Here is a 22,024-nt window from a genome sequence, read left to right as displayed (position 1 = left end):
GCGCCGCCTCAGCCCGATCGTGGCGGCATGGTGCTGAACGAGCTGTCGCGTGGCGAGATGGAAGCCCGCCGCCGTGCGCTGGAAGGCTCGCAAGCACGTGAAATGGAAGACCGCCAGCGCGCCGCTGCCGAAGCCAAGCGCCGTGCCGAGGAAGAGGAGCGTCGCAAGCGCGAGCGTGAGGAGTCCGCCCGTCGTCAGGCCGAGGAAGAAGCCCGCATCAAGGCGGAAGCCGAGTCTCGCCGCCGTGCCGAGGAAGAGGCTCGTCGCCGTGCGCCGCAGGTTGCCGAGCAGGCCGGTGGTGACGATGAGGAAGAAGCCAAGCCGCGCAGCCGCGGTAGTGCTGCCGCCTTGCCGCCGCGCCGTCTCGTCACGCCTGAATTGGCGCGTCCGGCCAAGCCGACCAAGGCCGAGGAAGATCGTCGTCGCGGTAAGCTGACGCTGAATTCGGCGCTGTCTTCCGAAGATGGGGACGCGCGCGGCCGTTCGATTGCTGCAATGCGCCGCCGCCAGGAAAAGTTCAAGCGTGCCTTGCATCAGGAGCCGCGTGAGAAGGTCGTGCGCGAAGTCACGCTGCCCGAGACGATCACGATCCAGGAACTGGCGCAACGTATGTCGGAGCGCGCGGTGGACGTGGTGAAATACTTCATGAAGCAGGGCCAGATCCTCAAGCCGGGTGACGTCATCGACGCCGACACGGCTGAACTGGTGGCTTCGGAATTTGGCCACACCGTCAAGCGCGTTGCCGAATCGGACATCGAGGAAGGCCTGTTCAACATCGCCGACCACGCGGAAGATCTCGTCTCGCGTCCTCCGGTTGTGACCATCATGGGTCACGTCGACCACGGCAAGACTTCGCTTCTTGATGCCATCCGGCATGCCAACGTGGTCTCCGGCGAAGCCGGTGGCATCACGCAGCATATCGGTGCCTATCAGGTCGAGAAGGATGGCCAGAAGATCACCTTCATCGACACGCCCGGCCACGCTGCCTTCACGGCAATGCGCGCACGCGGTGCTCAGTCGACCGACATTGCTATCCTGGTGGTTGCGGCCGACGACAGTGTGATGCCACAGACGATCGAGTCGATCAGCCACGCCAAGGCGGCCGGTGTGCCGATGATCGTGGCCATCAACAAGATCGATAAGCCGACGGCCAATGCTCAGAAGGTACGCACCGAGCTGCTTCGGCACGACGTGCAGGTCGAATCCATGGGCGGTGAAGTGCTGGACGTCGAGGTATCGGCCAAGACCGGCAAGGGTCTCGACAAATTGCTCGAGGCAATTCTGCTGCAGTCTGAAATCCTCGACCTGAAGGCCAATCCGGATCGTACCGCCGAAGGCGTCGTCATCGAAGCGCGCCTCGACAAGGGACGCGGCCCGGTCGCCACGGTGCTGGTCCAGACCGGCACGCTGCTTCCGGGCGAAGTCCTGGTCGCGGGCAACGAATGGGGCCGCGTGCGCGCTCTGGTCAACGACCGCGGCGAGCATGTCAAGGAAGCCCCGCCGGCCATGCCGGTGGAGATCCTCGGCCTCCAGGGCACGCCGCAGGCCGGTGACCGCTTCGCCGTTGTCAACAACGAGGCGCGCGCCCGGGAGATCACCGAGTATCGCCAGCGTCTGGCCCGCGACAAGGCGGTTGCCAAGCATGCGACCCAGCGTGGTTCCCTCGAGCAGATGATGTCTCAGTTGCAGGCGAGCGGGTTGAAGGAATTCCCGCTTATCATCAAGGGCGACGTTCAGGGTTCCATCGAAGCGATCGTGACTGCGCTGGACAAGCTCGGTACCGACGAGGTGAGGGCGCGTATCGTCCACGCCGGCGCCGGCGCCATCACCGAAAGCGATGTCACGCTGGCCGAGACCTCGGGCGCCGCGATCATCGGTTTCAACGTGCGCGCCAACGCCCAGGCACGGACAGCCGCTGAGCAGGCGGGCATCGAGATCCGCTACTACAACATCATCTACAATCTCGTGGATGACGTGAAGGATGCGATGTCGGGCCTGCTTTCGCCGGAGCGTCGCGAAACCTTCCTCGGCAATGCGGAGATCCTCGAGGTCTTCCACATCACCAAGGTGGGCAAGGTCGCAGGCTGCCGTGTCACCGAAGGTCGCGTCGAGCGTGGTGCAGGCGTCCGCCTGATCCGCGACAACGTGGTCATCCACGAAGGCACGCTGAAGACGTTGAAGCGTTTCAAGGACGAAGTTCCGGAAGTGCCGGTCGGCCAGGAATGCGGCATGGCTTTCCAGAACTACGAGAATATCCAGGCAGGTGACATCATCGAGTGCTTCCGCGTCGAGATGGTGACCAGGAAGCTCTAGAGCCTGAGGAAAATGGAGAGCGGCTCCGGCCGCTCTCCCTCATGACAACCGTGGCTGCGGTCCCACTCCGCAAACGGGTTAGGTTGGCTTATGTCCGGGTTTACCCGCATCGACCCACCTAAAATCCGGCTATTAGCCGGGCGATTTCATGTGATTGTAAAACTGCCACAAATGGCCGATGCGCCATGCCTTCACCTGTCCGCCCGGCTTTTCATTGGAGCGTTCCCATCTTGCGTGGAGACGCTCTAACCCTTTGTTTTTACGCAGTTCCGGATGGAAATGCTCTAGAGAGATTTAAATGAGCAGACAGCAATCCAGCGGGCCCTCCCAGCGCATGCTTCGCGTCGGCGAGCAGGTGCGCCACGCCCTGTCCGACATCCTTCAGCGCGGTGAGGTGCGGGACGATCTCATCGAAACAACCGTCATCTCGGTGTCGGAAGTCCGCATGTCTCCTGACTTGAAGATCGCCACCGCTTTCGTTTCGCCACTCGGCGCCAAGGATGACAAGGCCGTTATAGAGGCTTTGAACCGCAATGCCCGATTCATTCGCGGCCGCATCTCGCCGGCGCTGAGGCAGATGAAATACATGCCGGAATTCCGTTTCCGGCTGGACACCAGCTACGATAATTTCTCGAAGATAAACGAGCTGCTGCATTCGCCGGAAGTGGCGCGTGATCTCGGTCATCACGAGGACGACAAGGATGAAGGGGACGACAAATAATGGCGCGCCGCGGGAAGAAGAAGGGCCGTCCGGTTTCCGGCTGGCTGATCCTGGACAAGCCCTTCGGCATGGGCTCCACCGAGGCTGTGTCCAAGGTGAAGTGGCTGTTCCAGGCTGAAAAGGCCGGGCACGCCGGCACGCTGGATCCGCTTGCCTCCGGCATGCTCCCGATTGCATTGGGCGATGCCACCAAGACCGTGCCTTATGTACAGGATGGTGCCAAGATATACCGCTTTACGGTTGCATGGGGTGAAGAGCGCACCACGGATGATCTCGAAGGTCCTGTGACGAAGACTTCCGAGAGGCGACCGACCGAGGCCGAAGTGGGTGCACTGCTGGCAAAATACACTGGCGTCATCATGCAAACGCCACCGCAGTTCTCCGCCATCAAGATCGCCGGCGAACGCGCCTACGATCTGGCCCGAGATGGTGAAACGGTCGATATTCCGGCGCGTGAAGTCGAGATTGGGCGGCTGGACATCGTCGAGCACAGCGCTGATCAAACCGTTTTCGAAGTCGAGTGCGGCAAGGGCACCTATGTGCGCTCGCTGGCGCGTGACATGGGCCGCGATCTCGGCTGCTTCGGCTATATCGCCGCTCTTCGCCGCACCGAGGTCGATCCGTTCACACACGAGGATTTCGTTACCATTGCTGAGCTGGAAGCGGCACTGCCGCCGGCGGGCGAAGGTGAAGAAGCCCCGTTCTCCGGCGCCGATCGTTATGCTGCGCTCGATGATTTCCTGATCGATACCGCAGCAGCGCTGGAGTGCTTGCCGCAGGTCGCGATCAGCGATGACGCGGCCTCGAAAATCAGGCTCGGCAATCCCGTTATCATCCGCGGTCGCGACGCTCCGCTCGAAGCGGACGAGGCTTGCGCGACCGCACGTGGCAAGCTGGTCGCCATCGGCGCCATCGAGCAGGGTATGTTCAAGCCCAAGCGCGTCTTTGCGGGCTGAGACCTGCGTCAATAATATGAGCCGGGATTCGCGCGAGGCTCGCATGGCAAAAGCGGAAACGATTCAGAGGCGAGAGCCGAGAATAGTGAGGCGCCCGCCCGTGGGCGCCTCGCCGGGTACGTTGATTGCGGACCCCAAGGCGCAACGCAGCGAACTTAGTCTGACGCTGATTGATCGCGACCGTTGCGAGAAGGTCGACGATGCCAGTCTCGACGACCTGAAGACACATTGCGAGAAATGGCCGCTGGTCTGGCTTGATTGCGTCGGCCTGGCCAATGTCGAACTCATCGAGCAGATCGGCAAGGTCTTCGGCCTGCATCCGCTGGCATTGGAGGACGTCGTCAACACGGGCCAGCGGCCCAAGGCCGAGTTCTTCGACGACCACGCTTTTGTCGTCGTCAACATGATCGATGATCCCGTTGCTTACCGTTACGAGCAGATTTCCCTGTTTTTCGGCAAGGGTTTCGTCATCACCTTCCAGCAGCGCGAGGGTGACCCGTTCGATCCGGTGCGCAAGCGCATCGTTGCGTCCACGCCCAACCGGCTGCGTTCGCGCGGAGCCGATTACCTCGCTTATGCGCTCATCGATGCCATAGTCGACTCGTTCTTTCCGCTGATCGAAAGCGCCAGCGCTCGCACCGACGAGGTCGAGGACGCGATGCTGCATCACCCGCACAAGCATCAGGTTCGCATTTTGCACGAGCAGCGCCGGCAGGCCGGTCAACTGCATCGGACCATGTTGTCACTTCGCGATGCGCTGGCAGGACTTGTCCGTTCCGATGCCCCCTACATAAAGCCGGAAACCAAGATTTTCCTGAACGATACGCTGGATCATGCTTATCGGCTGGTGGAGCTGGCAGATACGCAGCGCGACATGACGACGGGACTGATCGAGATGCATCTTTCGCTCAGCCAGGCCCGTACCAATGAAATTATCAGCCTGCTTACCATCGTATCGGCGATCTTCATTCCGCTCACCTTCCTCGTCGGCGTCTGGGGCATGAATTTCGACCCGACAACCTCGCCTTGGAATATGCCCGAGCTGCGCGCTTATTACGGCTATCCAGCAGCTCTCGTTTTCATGGCATTGGTGGCTATAGGGTTGGTCGCATTCTTCAAATGGAGGAAGTGGTTATAAGGGTGCAAGGCACCGGCGCGCGTCCCGCTCAAGCCACCCTTGCGAATATGCGCTGGCTTTTTGCGTTCTTTTGCACTATACGCGCCGCAACATCGCGCCGGATTGCGTGATGATCACCGACCCTTGCTGGACGACATCCCGGCTCTGGGCGCCTCGTTTCCTCCATTGAGAAAGGAAAAATGCGATGTCGATTACTGCTGAACGCAAGAAGGAATTGCTGGCTCAGTTCGCCACCGTCAAGGGCGACACCGGTTCGCCGGAGGTGCAGGTTGCCATCCTTTCCGAGCGTATCAAGAACCTGACCGAGCACTTCAAGGACCACAAGAAGGACAACCACTCCCGTCGTGGCCTGCTCGCACTCGTTTCCCAGCGCCGCAGCCTGCTTGATTATCTCAAGCGCAAGGATGAGGCGCGCTACCAGACGCTGATCGAGAAGCTCGAACTGCGTCGCTGACGAATTGGCCGGCGGGCTCTCTCAAAGGGCCCGCCGGTCGCGCATTCGGGCTTGCTAGGCCCGACCCGGTTTCTGTTGGCAGAGGGCCGCATGAAACCGCCCGTGGACGGTCATGGGGCAGGATTGCAGGATGCTTGCACGGGCGCCGGCCCGGCTCTCTCAAGCCTCCCGTTGTCTTGCCCGTGGCTGCCCGACAAAGGAGCCAGGAAGGGGGCGTCGCGCATGAATCGATGGCGCGGCCCCTTCCGCATATGAAGGACAAGATATGTTCAATCAACACAAAGTGGAAATCGAATGGGGCGGTCGTCCGCTCATCCTCGAGACCGGCAAGATCGCGCGTCAGGCCGACGGCGCGGTGCTGGCGACTTATGGCGAGACCGTCGTTCTGGCCACGGTCGTTTCGGCCAAGGAGCCCAAGCCCGGCCAGGATTTCTTTCCGCTGACCGTCAACTACCAGGAAAAGACCTATGCTGCCGGCAAGATTCCCGGTGGCTATTTCAAGCGTGAAGGCCGTCCGTCCGAAAACGAAACCCTGGTATCGCGCCTGATCGATCGCCCGATCCGCCCGCTCTTTGCCGACGGCTACAAGAACGACACCCAGGTGATTGTCACCGTCGTTCAGCATGACCTCGAAAACAACCCCGATATCGTCTCGATGGTTGCCGCCTCCGCCGCTTTGACGCTGTCCGGCGTTCCCTTCATGGGGCCGATCGGCGGTGCTCGCGTCGGCTACATCAATGGCGAGTATGTGCTGAACCCGCACATCGACGAAATGCAGGAATCCAAGCTCGATCTGGTCGTCGCCGGCACCACCGATGCCGTGCTGATGGTCGAGTCGGAAGCCAAGGAACTGGGCGAGGAGCTGATGCTCGGCGCGGTCATGTTCGGCCAAAAAGGCTTCCAGCCTGTGATCGAAGCCATCATCAAGCTGGCCGAGGTTGCCGCCAAGGATCCGCGCGACTTCACCCCGCCGTCCTTCGGCGATCTGGAAAAGGAAATGCTCGGCATTGCCGAAGCCGATCTGCGCGCTGCCTATAAGATCACCGACAAGCAGGCTCGCTACGCCGCCGTCGACGCTGCCAAGGCCAAGGTCAAGGCTGCTTTCACGCCGGCTGAGGGCGAGGAAGCGAAGTATTCGCCCGAGCAGGTCGCGACCGTGTTCAAGGAACTCCAGGCCAAGATCGTGCGCTGGAACATCCTCGACACCGGCTCGCGCATCGACGGTCGCGATCTCAAGACCGTTCGCCCGATCGTGTCGGAAGTCGGCATCCTGCCGCGCACCCACGGCTCGGCGCTGTTCACCCGCGGCGAGACCCAGGCGATCGTGGTTGCCACGCTGGGCACCGGCGAAGACGAACAGTATGTCGACTCGCTGACGGGTATGTACAAGGAGACTTTCCTCCTTCACTACAACTTCCCGCCCTTCTCGGTCGGCGAGACCGGCCGCATGGGTTCGCCCGGCCGCCGCGAGATCGGCCACGGCAAGCTGGCCTGGCGCGCCATCCACCCGATGCTGCCTTCGGCCGAACAGTTCCCGTACACGCTGCGCGTCGTCTCCGAGATCACCGAGTCCAACGGATCGTCCTCGATGGCCACCGTCTGCGGCACCTCGCTGGCGCTGATGGATGCCGGCGTGCCGCTGGCCAAGCCGGTCGCTGGTATTGCCATGGGTCTCATCAAGGAAGATGAGCGCTTCGCCGTGCTTTCCGACATCCTGGGCGACGAGGATCATCTCGGCGACATGGACTTCAAGGTGGCCGGCACTGCCAACGGCATCACCTCCCTGCAGATGGACATCAAGATCGATGGCATCACTGAGGAGATCATGAAGGTGGCGCTGGGCCAGGCCAAGGACGGCCGCCTGCACATCCTCGGAGAAATGGCCAAGGCCATCTCGGAAGGCCGCAAGGAACTCGGCGAGTTCGCGCCGCGCATCGAGGTCATGCACATCCCGACCGACAAGATCCGTGACGTCATCGGTTCGGGCGGCAAGGTGATCCGCGAGATCGTTGAGAAGACCGGCGCCAAGATCAACATCGAGGACGACGGCACGGTGAAGATCGCTTCGTCGAATGCCAAGGAGATCGAGGCGGCGAAGAAGTGGATCCACACCATCGTAGCAGAGCCTGAAGTCGGCGAAATCTACGAGGGAACGGTCGTCAAGACCGCCGATTTCGGCGCCTTCGTGAACTTCTTTGGTCCGCGTGACGGTCTCGTCCACATCTCGCAGCTGTCCGACCAGCGCGTCGCCAAGACCACCGACGTGGTCAAGGAAGGCGACAAGGTCTGGGTCAAGCTGATGGGCTTCGACGAGCGTGGCAAGGTTCGCCTCTCCATGAAGGTCGTCGACCAGGAGAGCGGCAAGGAAATCGTCCGCGAAAAGAAGGCGGAAGGCGAAGAAACCGCCGCCTGATCGAGGTAATGACGCGAAAACAAGACGGGCGCGGCCTCGGCCGCGCCCTTTTTTTGGCTGGTAGGCGGATGCAATTCTCACATGACATTGCTGCCAACGCCGCTCGTGCCGGAGAGCCGCTGTGCATTGACTGCTCGGAGCCGCAATCCTCTAAATCACTACAAGCTACTTTAGCGATTATTTATACAATCAGGACCAGAGTTGATCCCGCATCATGGGCTACATCAATCATCCGTCTGCTGAAGTCGAGATGCAGGAGCCAGGCAGAACGATTAAGCAGTAGAGGCCTAGATGGGGCATATCCCAGGATCGGTAGGGGACGTCAAATCGCGACACGTTCGCGCAATGGCCACTGACGACATCCCGGCCATCCGGGTGCTTTTTCAACAGGTTTTCCGCCCAAATTCGAAATCCTGTAACGAGAATTTTGACCAGTATTTTCGGCAGCTCTTCTTCGAGAATCCTCACTATGATCCCGCGCTCGGAAGCGTGGTGCATGAGAATGAACGCGGTGAAATAGACAGCGTGATTTCCATCCTGCCGGTACCCTATGTCGCAAACGGACAGCCGATCATGGGACGGCTCCTTTGCGCTTTTATGATGAAGCCAGGGGGATCGCCTCGTGGGGCTGCCGAATTGGTGCTCACGATGCGTCCGAGCGAAAAGACGATCAATTTCAGCGATAGCGCTTCGCCGGTGAGCCTAAAGCACTGGGAGGCAGTCGGAGGCGTGACACTCAGCGTGCATGCGCTCCAGTGGACACGCGTATTCAAAATAGCAAGCTTCATGATGAAGTACGTCGCGCAGCGGCGTCCCATGCTCGGTAGGTGGGCCGGCAACTCCGTTGCCAAATTCTTGAATCCGCTTTTTCCATTTCCTCCGAGCGAGAAAGCGGCAAGGTCTCGTGCGACGGTGAGGGAAATCGCGCAGGATGAAGCTTCCGCCCTTATTCCCGCTCTATTGCGGAATTATCCGGTGCGCCCAGATTGGACAGAGAACGATTTGAACTGGCTTCTCGGCTTGGCATCGGCCAATCGAGCCGCGGGAACGCTTCGATTTTTTGCCATCACCGACCGAGCTAATGCGCCGAGCGGCTTCTTTTGCTGCTACAGCCGATCGAACGGTGTGGTCGAAGTGTTGAATGTGATCGCCAGGTCCGGCACCGAAAGAGATGCGGTCGACGCCATGTTGCTCCATCTACAGGAGGAAGGTCATATAGCGGTGCAAGGTCGGGTCGATCCTCGCTATTTGACTGCGCTTTCACAACAGCCAGGCATGTTTTTTCGCCATGCGGCCAATGTCTGCATCGCCACCACGCGCGCCGAAATTCTGAACGCGGTTCCGCGAAACGACGTATTTGTCGGGGGACTTGCAGGGGAAGGCTGGAGTAGGCTTTCGACAGACTTCTTTTGAACTGCTTGGAAGAGCGCGGATGTTACAACTTGCCGGTCGACTCGGTTCGAACGAACTTGATGTTACCAAGTTAACTTTGTAACATCAATTATGATCGAAAGAACACAAACTGGTGTGCGCCTGGCCTCGCCGCTACTCAAGGTTTTGAAAGGTCTCGCTGCTGAAAAAGGCATCAGCCTTGGCGACCTGCTCGAAGGCATCGTGCTGCATGCCTTTGAGGGCAAATCGGCATTTTCAGACGAAACCCTGGCAACGATCGCGAAGCTGAGGGATGCTTACGGCTGCCGGCTGACCAGTGCCGACAGCCATCTGCATCCGGACAGGGAAGTTTGAGGATGCGGCGGGATTTCACACATGAGATTCGTGTTGCCTTGCCGGTGGATGAGGCGTTCTTGCTGTTCACACCGAAAGGTGAAGAGGCCTGGGTGCCTGGCTGGTCGCCTGACTATGTTTTTCCGAAAACGGGCGAGACAGCAAAGGACATGGTTTTTCGCACTGGCAGCGGTGAAGAGGCGACCATCTGGACCTGCCTTGAGTGGCAGCCGGAACGCCATCACGTCCGCTATCTCCGCACGACGCCGGCGCAGCGGACAGCTTTCATCGAGGTGAATTGCTCTTCAGATAATGATGCAACCAGCGTATTTGTCTCCTACGGTTACGTGCCACTGACCGAGAAGGGCGAGGAGGCCGTCGCCGCCATAACTCCGGAGACCTTCGCTGTCAGCATCGATGAGTGGTCGGTGCTCATCACTGATTATCTGCGAAGGGGCATGCCTTCGGCCGACGAAGCCCGGTAATCGCTTCGCCATGAGCTCTGATACGCTGAAGACCCTGTTTCATCCTTTCGAGGTCGATGTTCTGCCTTTGCCGGGAGCGGACACGCGTGCGCTCTTTCTTGGTGCCGAACCCGGCTTTCGGCTGCCGACCGGTTTTGATGCTACTTTACACCTCGTTCAGGGGTTCCGCCCCGATTTTCGGCAGTTGATTGCATCAGGCCAGACGGTTTCGCCGCAGGTCGACGGTGAAGGTTTCGACCTTGCACTTGTCCTCGCTGGCCGCCATCGCGGCCTCAACGAACTGCGTATCGCCGAGGCTATCGAACGTGTAGGCCGGGGGAATCTGATTGTCGTTGCCGGCGGCAAGGAGGATGGTATCGCCAGCCTCCGCAAGCGCGCGGGTGAGTTGCTCACGCTCGGCGATCATCTCTCAAAGCACCACGGTCAGGCTTTCTGGTTCCATCGACCAGCGGACGGGAGCGCTGCGGACCAACTGCGCGCGGCCAACCCATCGCTGCTGGTCGAGGAGCGCTATGAGACCGCGCCCGGCATGTTTTCCTTCGATCGTGTCGATGCTGGCTCGCGCTTTCTTTCGGAGCAGCTGCCTGCCGACATCAAAGGTCAAGTTGCCGATTTCTGCGCCGGCTGGGGCTTTTTGTCTGTCGCAATTGCGGAGCGGTCGGCTGGCCTGGTCGGTCTCGATCTCTATGAGGCCGATCACGCCGCCTTGCAGGCGGCAGGCCGAACGCTGGCTCGCCTGATGCCGAACCTGCCCGTCAAAAAATTCTGGCACGACCTTGCGGGCGAACCCGTCGTCGAGCGCTACGATGTCATTGTCATGAACCCGCCGTTCCATCGCGGACGGGCGGCCGAGCCTGAACTAGGCTCGACAATCATTCGTGCCGCGGCGAAAGCGTTGAAGCCGGGCGGACGCCTGTTCATGGTGGCGAACCGGCAATTACCCTATGAGCCCGTTCTGGCCCGTGTTTTCTCAAGCCATGCCGAAATCGCCCGCAACGAAGCTTTCAAGGTGTTTCAGGCGCGCCGTTGACGGAGCCACTCGTTAGAGCGTTTCCGTTTTTCACGGAAACGCGGAAACGCTCTAAGTTTTTGTTTTCGCCGCATTCTTGTAACGCCAAGTGATTCCACTTGGCTACAAAATGCTCTAGTGGAGATTCGCTGCGCCGCGCTGGTTTTGGACGATGCGTTCGACGCTCTGCGCTTGCCCGCCGATCACGCGCAGCGGTGCTGGTTTGCCGAACAGATAGCCCTGCACGACCTCACATCCGGCTGCCTTCAGCATGGTTGCCTGACTTTCCGTTTCGACCCCTTCGGCGATCGTCGAAACGCCTAATGCCCGTGACAGGCCCACGATGGTCGAAACCACCGCGCCGGATCCGGAGTCGGTGTCGATGCGGCTGACGAACGACCGGTCGATCTTCAGCTTGTGGAACGAGAAATCAATTAGATAGCTGAGATTGGAATAACCCGTGCCAAAATCGTCGACGGCCACCGAAATGCCCATGTCAGACAGCTCTTTCAAGATGTCGGCAGCGCGTGCCTTGTCCTGCATCATTGCCGTCTCAGTCACTTCCAGTTCGAGCCGGGACGGCTTGATGCCCGTACTGGCGATGGTATTGCGCACCATGGCCAGGAAATCCTTCGTCATGAACTGCACGGGCGAGATGTTGACCGCTACGAAGCAATCTTCCGGAAGGTGGCGCGCATCCATGCAGGCTTTACGCAGAACCCACTCGCCGATCGGCCCGATCATGCCGGTTTCTTCTGCCAGGGGAATGAATTCCATAGGGGGGATCGTTCCGCGTTGCGGATGATTCCAACGGATCAACGCTTCATAACCGACGACTTTGCCGGCAGCGAGGTCGAGTTGCGGCTGATAATGGAGATCGAAGTCGCCACGCTCGAAAGCCGCATGCAACTCGGATTCAACCCATTGCCGATGGTCTGCCACTTTGCCCATTTCCGGCTGGAAAACCGACCACGCACCGGCAGCGTTGGTCGCGCGGGCATTCTGCAGGGCAAGATTGGCACGGCGCAGCACCAGAACGGGATCGATACCGTCCTTCGGCATCGCGACGACGCCGACAGAAAGGCTGATCGACTGCAGATGTGTCTTTAACTGATAAGGAGCGACCAGGTCATCGATCAGCTTCTCGATCAGCGTCTCCATCGAACCGGTCAGTTTTTTGTCGGGATAGAGCACGGCGAATTCGCCGGGGCCGACGCGGCCGACCGCAGCTTCGCGCGGCAGGAGCCCTTTCAAGCGTTGTGCAAACAATCGCACGAGATCATCGACTTGGGTGTAGCCGATCGCATCGTTGATGTGGCTGAAACGATTGATGTCGATATCGAGCAGATAGACCGGTTCTCCCGTCTCGAGAGTGGAAGAGGCTGCCTCTGCCACTTTGCCGACCATCGCATGTTTGACCAACGTTCCCGTCAGCTTGTCGAAATTGGTTTCAGAGAAGACATAGTCGGACGACTCATCGACGCCCGCGAAAAACGACATCGCCGCGCAGGCCGCAGCGAGAGCGCAAAGGCCTGCCACGATGGATACGAGCGTGTTCAGCGGCAGTTCTGCCAGCTCACCGCCGATTCCGATCTTGAGTCCCCATAAGCCAAGGATAAAACTGCCCATGCCGGCGCTGGCAATGGTGATCAGCCGGAAAAGTGGTGTTCGGCCAGGATTCTTGTCAGAGGCCATGCGCAGCTTCCCAATCTGCAGGATGTTCTAACCGCGATCCTCTTAAAATAAGTTTCCAGCGATCGGTTGCATTTTACGGGCAAGAAAGTTGACTAAGGTTTCATGAAAGTTTGCTGAAAAGCAAGTGCCTCTCGTACCGGAAACACAAGAGACACCTTAACTTTCACACAGGCTAGTCAACCAGGCTGGCGCGAGCCTTGCGGGGTTACTCTTTGCCGCCATCCAGCCGCTTCAGTTCTTCAAGCGTCGGCATCGACACAACGTGATAGCCGGAATCCACGTAGTGGATCTCGCCGGTTACACCCGATGAAAGATCGGAGAGCAGATAGAGCGCCGAGCCGCCGATCTCGTCGATGCCGACGGTGCGCCGCAGTGGTGCGTTGCGCTGCTGGTAGGAATACATGTAACGGGCATCCGAAATGCCCGCCCCTGCAAGCGTGCGCACCGGACCCGCCGAAAGCCCGTTCACGCGTATGCCGCGCGGTCCATAATCGTTGGCCAGATACCGCACGCTGGCTTCCAGGCCGGCCTTTGCAACGCCCATGACGTTGTAATTCGGCATGACTCGCACCGAACCGGCATAAGTCAGCGTGATCATCGATCCGCCATCATGCATCAGCGCTGCGGCATGGCGGGCTACCTCCGTAAAGGAATAGCAGGAGATCACCATGGTGCGCACGAAATTATCGCGCGTGGTGTCCGCGTAGAGGCCCTTCAGTTCGTTCTTGTCGGAAAACCCGATGGCATGGACGATGAAGTCGAGCTTGCCCCATTCGTTTTGGAGCGTCTCGAAAGTAGCGGCGACGGAGGCACTGTCCTCGACATCGCAAGGCACCACCAGTGAAGCGCCGACTTTGTCTGCAAGCGGTTTGACGCGGCGGCCAAAAGCCTCGCCCTGATAGGTAAAGGCGAGCTCGGCGCCTTGTTCAGCCAGCTTCTGCGCAATGCCCCAGGCAATGGAATGATCATTGGCAACGCCCATGATCAGGCCGCGCTTGCCCTTCATCAAACCGGTCATCTGAAAATCCCTATGCGGAATGGCGCTGGAAGACGAGGGTGGCGTTGGTGCCGCCGAAGCCGAAGGAGTTGGAGAGCACCGTATCGATCTTGGCGTTGTCGATGCGCTTACGCACGATCGGTACGCCGTCGAATTCTGGATCGAGTTCCTCGATATGAGCGCTTTCGCCGATAAAGCCCCCCTGCATCATCAGGATCGAATAGATCGATTCCTGCACGCCGGCGGCACCCAGCGAGTGGCCCGTCAGTGATTTGGTGGAGGTGATGTTCGGCAATCTGTCGCCGAACACTTCGCGGATCGCTCCGATCTCTTTCGAATCGCCGATCGGGGTCGATGTGCCATGGGTATTAATGTAGTCGACCGGTTCCTTCACCGTAGCGAGCGCCTGGCGCATGCAGCGAACGGCACCTTCACCGGAGGGAGCAACCATATCGTAGCCGTCGGAGGTCGCGCCGTAGCCGGTCAATTCGGCGTAGATCTTGGCCCCGCGGGCCCTGGCATGCTCCAACTCTTCCAGCACCAGTACGCCGGCGCCGCCTGCGATGACAAAGCCGTCGCGGTTGACGTCATAGGCGCGCGAGGCGGTTGCCGGGCGATCGTTGAACTTGGACGACATTGCGCCCATGGCATCGAACAGGTTCGACATCGTCCAGTCGAGATCTTCGTGACCACCGGCGAACATGATGTCCTGCTTGCCCCATTGGATCATCTCCGCGGCATTGCCGATGCAATGCGCTGAAGTCGAACAGGCCGATGAGATGGAATAGTTGACACCGTGGATCTTGAACCAGGTGGCGAGCGTGGCTGAGGCAGTCGACGACATTGCCTTCGGCACCGCAAACGGCCCGATGCGCTTGGGGCTGCCGTTCTTCAGCGTGATTTCCGAGGCTTCGACGATCGTGCGCGTCGACGGACCACCGGAACCCATGATGATACCGGTGCGCTCGTTGCCCGAAACCTCGTTTTCCTCAAGCCCGCTGTCGGCGATCGCCTGCTTCATCGCGACATGATTCCACATGCCGCCCTGCGACAGAAAGCGCGCGGCGCGGCGATCGACGAGATCGGTGGTGTCCAGGTTCGGCGCGCCCCAAACCTGGCATTTGAAGCCGTGTTCGGCGAAGTCGTTGGAGAAGCTGATGCCGGATTTTGCATCATGGAGAGAGGCGCTGACCTCCTCGGCATTGTTGCCGATGGACGATACAATGCCGAGGCCTGTGACTACGACCCGTCTCATATTGCGCTCCTCGTTTTTCCGTTGAGTGCAGGTGTCAGGCCGCCGGCTGCTTTGCCAGGCCCACCCGCAGGTCTGTGGCCGCGTATATGGGATCGCCGTCGGCTTTCAACCAGCCGTCGGCGATGCCGAGAACCAATCGGCCACGCATGACACGCTTGAAGTCGACGCCGTATTCGACCTTCTTGACGGAAGGCGTAACCATGCCCTTGAACTTAACTTCACCTGTGGAAAGAGCCATGCCCTTGCCTGGTTCACCGAGCCAACCGAGGAAGAAACCGGTGAGTTGCCACAGAGCATCCAGGCCAAGGCAGCCAGGCATCACGGGATTGTCGATGAAGTGACAGGGAAAGAACCAGAGATCGCGATGAATGGCGAATTCGGCGCGCACGAAACCCTTGTCGAAGGCGCCGCCGGTTTCGCTGATTTCTGTGATTCGATCGAACATCAGCATGGGCGGGTAGGGGAGCTGGGCATTGCCTGGACCGAACAGTTCGCCTTTGGCGCATGCCAGCAGATCGTCGTAGTCGTAGCTCGATTTCCGATCCGCCATTTAGTCCTTCCCCGTCGTTGGCCGGGCGTTGAGGTGCCCGTGCCCATTTCTAGTAACACAGTCCGCTTCACGCCGGAAACCGACGCCGGAGATATGGCGCAGGCTCTAGCCTGCTCGTTAAGCCGGGTCAATGCGCGCTATTGATCGGATTCAGGGTACAGAATATATCTGGCGAGATAAGAGACTTCTGTTTTCGCCTGATTTTCGCCGCGGTCGGCGGTCAGTTGCGGGCGAATGTGACGATGGATTGATCGGTTGGACGATCGGAAAAACAGCATGACTGTGGACAAGCGGGTTCGCGAAGCTGGCCTGAGGCCGACTCGCCAGCGTATTGCGTTGGCCGATCTGCTGTTCGCCAAAGGGGATCGCCATCTGTCCGCGGAAGAACTGCATGAGGAGGCGCTGGCCGCCGGCGTGCCGGTTTCGCTTGCCACCGTCTACAATGCCCTGCACCAGTTCACCGAAGCCGGCCTCCTGCGCATCCTCGCGGTCGAAGGATCCCGTACTTATTTCGATACCAACACCTCGGATCACCATCATTTCTTCGTCGAGGGCGAAAACCGCGTCTTTGATATCGAAAGTGGGCCGGTGACCGTCGGCAATCTTCCTGAGCCTCCTGAAGGCATGGAAATCGCCAATGTCGACGTGGTGGTAAGGCTGCGTCCACGACGCGCCTAATTCACGATCAATCCACATGGCGGTCAGCACGGCTGAGGTTGCAGCTGTGCCGGCGAAGCCCGTCTATTCGTCGATTTTTTCGCCGGGGTAGGCGCCCCACACCAGCGACTGGCTGATCCAGCCGGTGTGGCCACCCATGCTCATCTCGCACCATTGGCCGTCGCAGGACTTGATCGAGCCGATGACGCCGGGCTCCACAACAGCCACCACCTCGGCATCCTTGGCTGCGTTGCTCAAGAGATTAATGCGCACTTCCTTGCCGCGCTGCCATGGCGCGATGATCGCGGTGCGCTTGCCCGAAAGCAAAGCCTGGCTGACCCAGCCCTCCGATCCATCTGCGTCGCGTACACGCCGCCAGGTATCGTACTCCTGCACGATTTCCATGGGCAGGCCCGCGCGCGTGTACATCCAGTCTACCGAATAATTGACCCCTGGGCCGACACGCGAATTGACCCTCGCCGATTTCAGACTGACGAAGCGCGGCAAGGGCAGGCCGCTTGGACCGAGCGTCACCGTCTGAGCCGGTGCTGCGGCATTTTGTGCGGTCGCGACCGGAGTGAGCGTGAGCATGCCAAGCATTGTCGCGGAGAGAATTAAGCGTAGCGACGCAAAACCAGACACGTTCGTTCCTCTATCTGGGGCCGTCGGCCATCCGTATCGGCCCCCCTTTTTCTTTGTCTTCGGCGGCACTGCTTGTTACATGAGGCTAGGCTACCGAGACCAGTTTGCAGTTTCGCCGGTCTTGGTTAAAGAGGTCTCAACAGCATCCCGGGAACGAGGAAACGATGGCCGGCAAAAAGAAGCCTCTCGTTGTGATCACGCGCAAATTGCCGGATCCTGTCGAGACGCGGATGCGCGAACTGTTCGATGCGCGGTTGAACGTCGAAGACAAGCCGATGTCGCGGGAGGAGCTCGCTGCCGCAATGCGCGAAGCCGACGTGCTCGTTCCGACCATCACAGACCGTATCGACGCCGAGCTGATCGAACAGGCAGGTCCGAACTTCAAGCTGATTGCCAGCCTCTCCAATGGCGTCGACCATATCGATGTCGCAGCCGCTTCGAAAAAAGGCATTACAGTCACCAACACGCCGAATGTGCTCACCGAAGACACCGCTGACATGACCATGGCGCTGATGCTCGCAGTGCCGCGTCGGCTGGCGGAAGGGGCGAATGTACTGACAGGCGATAAAAAGTGGACCGGCTGGTCACCGACCTGGATGATTGGCCGGCGAATCTGGGGCAAACGACTTGGTATCGTCGGCATGGGGCGCATCGGCACCGCGGTCGCCCGCCGCGCCAAGGCTTTCGGCCTCTCCATCCACTATCACAATCGACACCGCGTCCTGCAAAGCGTCGAGGACGAGCTCGAGGCAACCTATTGGGAAAGCCTCGATCAGATGTTGGCTCGCATGGACATCATCTCGGTCAATTGTCCGTCCACGCCAGCCACTTTCCATCTTCTTTCGGCGCGGCGACTGGCATTGCTGCAGCCCACGACCTACATCGTCAACACTGCCCGCGGCGACATCATCGACGAGGATGCGCTGATCAAGTTGCTGCAAGATGGCAAGATCGCGGGTGCCGGTCTCGATGTTTACGAAAATGAACCGGCGCTCAATACCAAATTGTTGAAGCTAGCTGCCAAGCACAAGGTTGTGCTGTTGCCGCATATGGGGTCAGCGACGCTGGAAGGTCGTATCGACATGGGCGAGAAGGTGATCATCAACATTCGCACCTTCTTTGACGGTCACCGTCCGCCAGATCGCGTATTGCCGATGAGAACGTAACGCCGTACGGCCGCCGGTTTCATGGATGGCGGGCCTGTTCGTTATGACAGCGTCTTGCGCATTGTCACCGATGTTGGACGGTTGTAGCCGGGATGGGCCGTGCGTTCGGTCTCGATGAAGCCCAAGCGGCCAAAGGCAGCCTGATTGTCGGTAAGTTCGATGCGCGCCTGCAGTTCCAGAACCGGCTTGCCGGTCGCGCGGGCCAACGCTTCCACCGATTCCATCAGCCGCCGCCCGATCTTTTTGCCTTGCAGGCCTGGTTCCACCGCCAGCTTGCCGACATAGAAGTGTGCGGAGTGTTCGGCCGCAAAAATACAGCCCACGACCTCGTTGTCTCGCATCGCCAGGAAGCCGGTTTCCTGCCTGGCTTTTTCACGCAGGCTATCTCCCGTCAGCCGTTGGGCGGAAGAGGGGGGATCGATCAAGCCGTCCATATAGGCGAAGGCACGCAGAATGAGCGCAAGAGGTTCGTCCCAGCGGGCGAAGTCGGCGGGTAGCTTGATCACTTTTATGTCGGAGCTCATCCTTGGCTCCTATACCGGATGATGTCGAAGCGTGCCGACAACCCGTCATAAAGAAGCAGTCGTCCAACCAGCGGCTCGCCAATACCGGCAATCAGCTTGATCGTTTCCATCGCTTGCAGGGTGCCCATGACGCCGGTGAGTGCGCCAAGGACACCGGCAACTGCACACGAGGGTATCAGGCCAGGTGGCGGCGCTTCTGGAAAGAGGTCGCGATAGGTCGGGTTGGGACGGCCGTCCTGCCCGATCTCATAGGGTTTCAAAACCGTGATCGAGCCGTCGAAACGCCCGACGGCGGCGTGCACGAGCGGCTTCCTTTCCGCGGCACAGGCATCGGCCAGAGCATAGCGGGTCTCGAAATTGTCGGAGCCATCCACCACCACGTCGTAGCCACGAACAATGCTTGCCGCGTTTTCTGCATTCAGGCGCAGCTTGTGCAACTTCACGGTCACATTCGGATTGATGCGCGCGATCGCGGCTCGGGCACTGTCGGCTTTGGCTGTGCCAACGCTGTCGGTGTCGTGGATGACCTGGCGCTGCAGGTTGGAAAGCGACACGGTGTCGTCGTCGACGATGCCCAAAGTACCGACGCCGGCCGCGGCCAGATATTCGAGTACCGGCGCACCCAAGCCGCCTGCGCCGAGAACCAGCACGCGGGCGCGCTTAAGCTTCTGCTGCCCCGGTCCACCGATCTCCGGCAGCACGACATGGCGCGCATAGCGTTCGAGTTCTTCATCGGAAAGGGCAGGGGTGCTCATGGACCGACCATAACGCCGTGCGCTCGCCTTGTCAGGCACCAGTGCTTGGCACAACCGTACCGTGATCGACGTTGAGAAACTGCGCGCGACCGCGCAAGCTGGAAAACAGCGCTGCGTCCGTGCCGGTCATGAAGGCCTGGCAGTTCAGTTCCTCCAGAATCGAGAACAGCGCCGCACGCCGGCCGGCATCGAGATGGGCGGCGATCTCATCGAGCAGCAACACCGGGGTCAGGCCCGACATTTCGGCGGTGAGGCGGGCATGCGACAGAATCAAGCCGACCAGCAAGGCCTTCTGTTCGCCTGTCGAGCAGAGTTCGGCCGGCATCGATTTTGGGCGATGTCGCACCAGAAGATCGGAGCGATGCGGCCCGTCCAGCGTGCGACCAGCGGCGCGGTCACGATCGCGCCCATTGGCTAGCGCGCGCCGGAATTTCTCTTCCACATCGACCGCGGGCATGGTGTCGATCTCGCTCTCCAGTTCGCCGGCCAGTGCAATATCGGCTTGGGGGAAGGGGCCGTCACTGGGCAGTTTCTCGATCATTGCCGACAAAAGCCGCACCATTTCGCTGCGGGCTGCGGCGATCGCCACGCCGGTTTCGGCCATCTGTGTTTCGATCGCCTCGAACCATGCACCGTCGCGAGAGCCCTCGGCGAGCAACCGGTTTCGGCCGCGCATCGCCTTTTCGTAATCCAGCGCACGCTGGCCATGGCTGCCGTCGATCGCCAGCACCAGTCGGTCGAGGAAGCGGCGGCGGTCGCCTGCAGGCCCGGTAAACAGTGCGTCCATGGCTGGTGTCAGCCATACAACGCGCAACCATTCCAGCATGTCTTCTGCCGAACGTGTCGCAGCGCCGTTGATACGAACGCGCCGCCCACCCTCGCCGGGGGCCTCTCCGCCTGCCACACCCGTACCGATCTCGATCTCTCCCAACGGGCCATCGAGCCGGGTATGCAGAGCAAAGCCGCCGTCGCCGCCTTCGCGCGCAATCTCGCCGTAAGGTGCGCGGCGCAGGCCGCGTCCCGGTGTGAAGAGTGAGATGGCCTCGAGCAGATTGGTCTTGCCTGCGCCATTGTCACCCGTGAAAATCACGGCGCCGGGCCTCAGGTCGAGCGACAATGCCGCATAGTTGCGGAAATTGGTGAGTGTGAGCCGGGTAAGGTGGGTCTGCGCCCGATTTGCGCCTTCCCGGCTCCCTTCGGTTGTCATCTGGTCAGGCGATGGCGGCTACACGCGCATCGGCATCAGCACATACAGCGCGTTCTCGTCGCTGGTGTCGTGGATCAGCGTCGGTGAGCCGGCATCAGCCAGCATGAACTTAGCTTCGCCGCCACTGAGTTGCGCTGCGACATCGAGCAGGTAGCGCGCATTAAAGCCGATTTCGATCGGGTCGGAGGTGTAGTCGGCCGCCAATTCTTCGGTGGCGCTGCCGGAATCGGGATTGTTGACCGCCAGGGTCACCTGGCCGTCCGAGATCGAGAGCTTCACGGCACGTCCGCGTTCCGACGAGATGGTGGACACGCGATCCACTGCGGACGCAAAGGTCTGCCGATCAATGATCAGTTTCTTGTCGTTACCGGTCGGGATGACGCGCTGATAGTCGGGGAAGGTGCCGTCAATCAGCTTCGAGGTCAGGATGACACTGCCAATGGTCAGACGGATCTTGGTGTCTGAGAGCTCGGTGGTCACCGCTACCTCCGGGTCATCGACCAGCTTCTGCAGCTCGCTCACGGTCTTGCGCGGGATGATGATGCCCGGCATGCCTTCCGAACCCGCCGGCGCGTCCATTTCTGCGCGGGCAAGGCGGTGGCCATCGGTTGCCACCGAGCGCAGTTTGAGCTTCCCGCCAACTTCATGCGTGTGCAGGAATATGCCGTTCAGATAGTAGCGGGTCTCTTCGGTCGATATGGCGAACTGTGTCTTGTCGATCAGGCGCTTGAGTGCCGTCGAATCCAGTCGGAAGATATGTGAGAAAGAACCTGCGGAAAGCTCCGGGAAGTCCGATTGCGGCAAGCATTGCAAGCGAAAGGAAGACCTGCCGGAAATGACGGTCATGGCGTTGCCGTCCTCGTCCGTCTTCAGCATCACCTCGGCGCCGTCCGGCAGCTTGCGTACGATATCGTAAAGCAGATGCGCCGGCACGGTGGTGGCGCCCGATTGTTCCACCTTGGCAGGTGCGGCCTCGGTTACTTCCAGGTCGAGGTCGGTCGCCTTCATTTCCAGGCTTCCGCCTTCGGCCATCAGCAGCACGTTGGACAGGATAGGAATGGTGTTGCGTCGCTCCACCACGCGGTGGACGTGGTTGAGGGACTTCAGGAGATTGGACCGTTCGAGGATAACACGCATGACGATGAAGGCTCGCTTGAATGATCTTCGGGTCTCCGCAGTACGGCGCCCCGCGAAAGGTCTGAACGCAGTCAGATTCTGGCCAAGCTGACAGGAAAAACCCTTTGAACGCAAGCCCGGGGGGGCCCCGGGTGTAAGGGGGGGGGGGGGGGGGGGGGGGGGAAAACCGGGGCGGCGGGCGCGCCCCCGCCCCGGGGGGGGGGCAGCGGGGGGGGGGGGGACGGG

21 protein-coding genes are annotated in these 22,024 nt (G+C 60.2%); 12 read left to right on the top strand and 9 right to left on the bottom strand.

Annotation, left to right across the window (positions count from 1 at the left end):
- The 10 genes from infB to L4923_RS28120 form a co-directional block, all read left to right on the top strand.
- The coding region (gene infB, locus L4923_RS28165; protein WP_239370419.1) for a translation initiation factor IF-2 at window positions 1-2,313 on the top strand (2,313 nt) is incomplete at its 5' end.
- A 298-nt stretch (window positions 2,314-2,611) separates the two neighbouring features.
- Window positions 2,612-3,034 carry a 30S ribosome-binding factor RbfA gene (rbfA, locus tag L4923_RS28160; protein ID WP_239370418.1) on the top strand — a complete coding sequence of 141 codons (423 nt, stop codon included), beginning with the start codon at window positions 2,612-2,614 and terminating at the stop codon, window positions 3,032-3,034.
- A complete protein-coding gene (truB, locus tag L4923_RS28155) occupies window positions 3,034-3,990 on the top strand; it encodes a tRNA pseudouridine(55) synthase TruB (RefSeq protein WP_239370417.1) in 957 nt (318 codons plus the stop codon). Before rbfA ends, truB begins: the two co-directional genes overlap by 1 nt.
- A gap of 43 nt (window positions 3,991-4,033) precedes the next feature.
- Window positions 4,034-5,128, top strand: coding sequence for a magnesium/cobalt transporter CorA (gene corA, locus L4923_RS28150; protein WP_275448623.1), 1,095 nt, complete (start codon window positions 4,034-4,036; stop codon window positions 5,126-5,128).
- 184 nt (window positions 5,129-5,312) lie between these two features.
- Complete coding sequence (gene rpsO / locus L4923_RS28145; RefSeq protein WP_239370415.1) at window positions 5,313-5,582, top strand: 30S ribosomal protein S15; 270 nt, start codon at window positions 5,313-5,315, stop codon at window positions 5,580-5,582.
- A gap of 265 nt (window positions 5,583-5,847) precedes the next feature.
- Complete coding sequence (gene pnp, locus L4923_RS28140; RefSeq protein ID WP_239370414.1) at window positions 5,848-7,995, top strand: polyribonucleotide nucleotidyltransferase; 2,148 nt, start codon at window positions 5,848-5,850, stop codon at window positions 7,993-7,995.
- A gap of 345 nt (window positions 7,996-8,340) precedes the next feature.
- The gene (locus L4923_RS28135; RefSeq protein WP_239370413.1) at window positions 8,341-9,408 is read left to right on the top strand and encodes a hypothetical protein; all 1,068 of its coding nucleotides are present in this window, start codon (window positions 8,341-8,343) and stop codon (window positions 9,406-9,408) included.
- 114 nt (window positions 9,409-9,522) lie between these two features.
- Window positions 9,523-9,741 (top strand): hypothetical protein, encoded by a 219-nt coding sequence (locus L4923_RS28130; RefSeq protein WP_239370412.1) that lies wholly within the window; start codon window positions 9,523-9,525, stop codon window positions 9,739-9,741.
- A gap of 38 nt (window positions 9,742-9,779) precedes the next feature.
- Window positions 9,780-10,205, top strand: coding sequence for a hypothetical protein (locus tag L4923_RS28125; RefSeq protein WP_239370411.1), 426 nt, complete (start codon window positions 9,780-9,782; stop codon window positions 10,203-10,205).
- A 10-nt stretch (window positions 10,206-10,215) separates the two neighbouring features.
- Window positions 10,216-11,235 carry a class I SAM-dependent methyltransferase gene (locus L4923_RS28120; RefSeq protein ID WP_239370410.1) on the top strand — a complete coding sequence of 340 codons (1,020 nt, stop codon included), beginning with the start codon at window positions 10,216-10,218 and terminating at the stop codon, window positions 11,233-11,235.
- A gap of 114 nt (window positions 11,236-11,349) precedes the next feature.
- Here the strand turns inward: L4923_RS28120 and L4923_RS28115 are convergent, their stop codons facing one another.
- The 4 genes from L4923_RS28115 to fabA form a co-directional block, all read right to left on the bottom strand.
- Window positions 11,350-12,909 carry a putative bifunctional diguanylate cyclase/phosphodiesterase gene (locus tag L4923_RS28115; protein ID WP_239370409.1) on the bottom strand — a complete coding sequence of 520 codons (1,560 nt, stop codon included), beginning with the start codon at window positions 12,907-12,909 and terminating at the stop codon, window positions 11,350-11,352.
- Window positions 12,910-13,114: 205 nt separating this feature from the next.
- Entirely contained in the window at window positions 13,115-13,927 is an 813-nt protein-coding gene (gene fabI / locus L4923_RS28110; protein ID WP_239370408.1) for an enoyl-ACP reductase FabI, read from the bottom strand.
- A gap of 10 nt (window positions 13,928-13,937) precedes the next feature.
- Complete coding sequence (gene fabB / locus L4923_RS28105; protein ID WP_239370407.1) at window positions 13,938-15,161, bottom strand: beta-ketoacyl-ACP synthase I; 1,224 nt, start codon at window positions 15,159-15,161, stop codon at window positions 13,938-13,940.
- Between the two features lie 34 nt (window positions 15,162-15,195).
- Window positions 15,196-15,711, bottom strand: coding sequence for a 3-hydroxyacyl-[acyl-carrier-protein] dehydratase FabA (gene fabA / locus L4923_RS28100; protein ID WP_239370406.1), 516 nt, complete (start codon window positions 15,709-15,711; stop codon window positions 15,196-15,198).
- 276 nt (window positions 15,712-15,987) lie between these two features.
- Here fabA and irrA point away from each other — a divergent pair, with 276 nt between their 5' ends.
- Entirely contained in the window at window positions 15,988-16,389 is a 402-nt protein-coding gene (irrA, locus tag L4923_RS28095) for an iron response transcriptional regulator IrrA (RefSeq protein WP_239370405.1), read from the top strand.
- 63 nt (window positions 16,390-16,452) lie between these two features.
- Here irrA and L4923_RS28090 read toward each other — a convergent pair whose 3' ends face one another.
- The gene (locus L4923_RS28090; protein ID WP_239370404.1) at window positions 16,453-17,010 is read right to left on the bottom strand and encodes an SH3 domain-containing protein; all 558 of its coding nucleotides are present in this window, start codon (window positions 17,008-17,010) and stop codon (window positions 16,453-16,455) included.
- Between the two features lie 164 nt (window positions 17,011-17,174).
- On the opposite strand from L4923_RS28090, the gene L4923_RS28085 reads away from it, so the two are divergent.
- The gene (locus L4923_RS28085) at window positions 17,175-18,176 is read left to right on the top strand and encodes a 2-hydroxyacid dehydrogenase (protein ID WP_239370403.1); all 1,002 of its coding nucleotides are present in this window, start codon (window positions 17,175-17,177) and stop codon (window positions 18,174-18,176) included.
- A gap of 41 nt (window positions 18,177-18,217) precedes the next feature.
- On the opposite strand, the gene L4923_RS28080 is transcribed toward L4923_RS28085, so the two are convergent.
- The 4 genes from L4923_RS28080 to dnaN are packed head-to-tail and all read right to left on the bottom strand — an operon-like array spanning window position 18,218 to window position 21,799.
- Window positions 18,218-18,700: a GNAT family N-acetyltransferase gene (locus L4923_RS28080; protein ID WP_239370402.1), complete on the bottom strand. Its 483-nt coding sequence runs from the start codon at window positions 18,698-18,700 to the stop codon at window positions 18,218-18,220.
- The gene (locus L4923_RS28075; protein WP_239370401.1) at window positions 18,697-19,455 is read right to left on the bottom strand and encodes a molybdopterin-synthase adenylyltransferase MoeB; all 759 of its coding nucleotides are present in this window, start codon (window positions 19,453-19,455) and stop codon (window positions 18,697-18,699) included. The genes L4923_RS28080 and L4923_RS28075 overlap by 4 nt, the downstream gene beginning before the upstream one ends.
- Before the next feature lie 31 nt (window positions 19,456-19,486).
- Window positions 19,487-20,662: a DNA replication/repair protein RecF gene (recF, locus tag L4923_RS28070; protein WP_239370400.1), complete on the bottom strand. Its 1,176-nt coding sequence runs from the start codon at window positions 20,660-20,662 to the stop codon at window positions 19,487-19,489.
- An 18-nt stretch (window positions 20,663-20,680) separates the two neighbouring features.
- On the bottom strand, window positions 20,681-21,799 hold the full coding sequence (dnaN, locus tag L4923_RS28065) for a DNA polymerase III subunit beta (protein WP_239370420.1): 1,119 nt from the start codon (window positions 21,797-21,799) through the stop codon (window positions 20,681-20,683).
- Between the last annotated feature and the right edge of the window lie 225 nt (window positions 21,800-22,024).

It is taken from the genome of Terribium retamae (assembly GCF_022347545.1).
In the GTDB taxonomy this organism is placed as follows: Bacteria; Pseudomonadota; Alphaproteobacteria; order Rhizobiales; family Rhizobiaceae; genus Mesorhizobium; species Mesorhizobium retamae.
The sequence above is the reverse complement of the archived record's forward strand: the minus strand, read 5'-3'. Positions and strand labels throughout refer to the sequence as shown.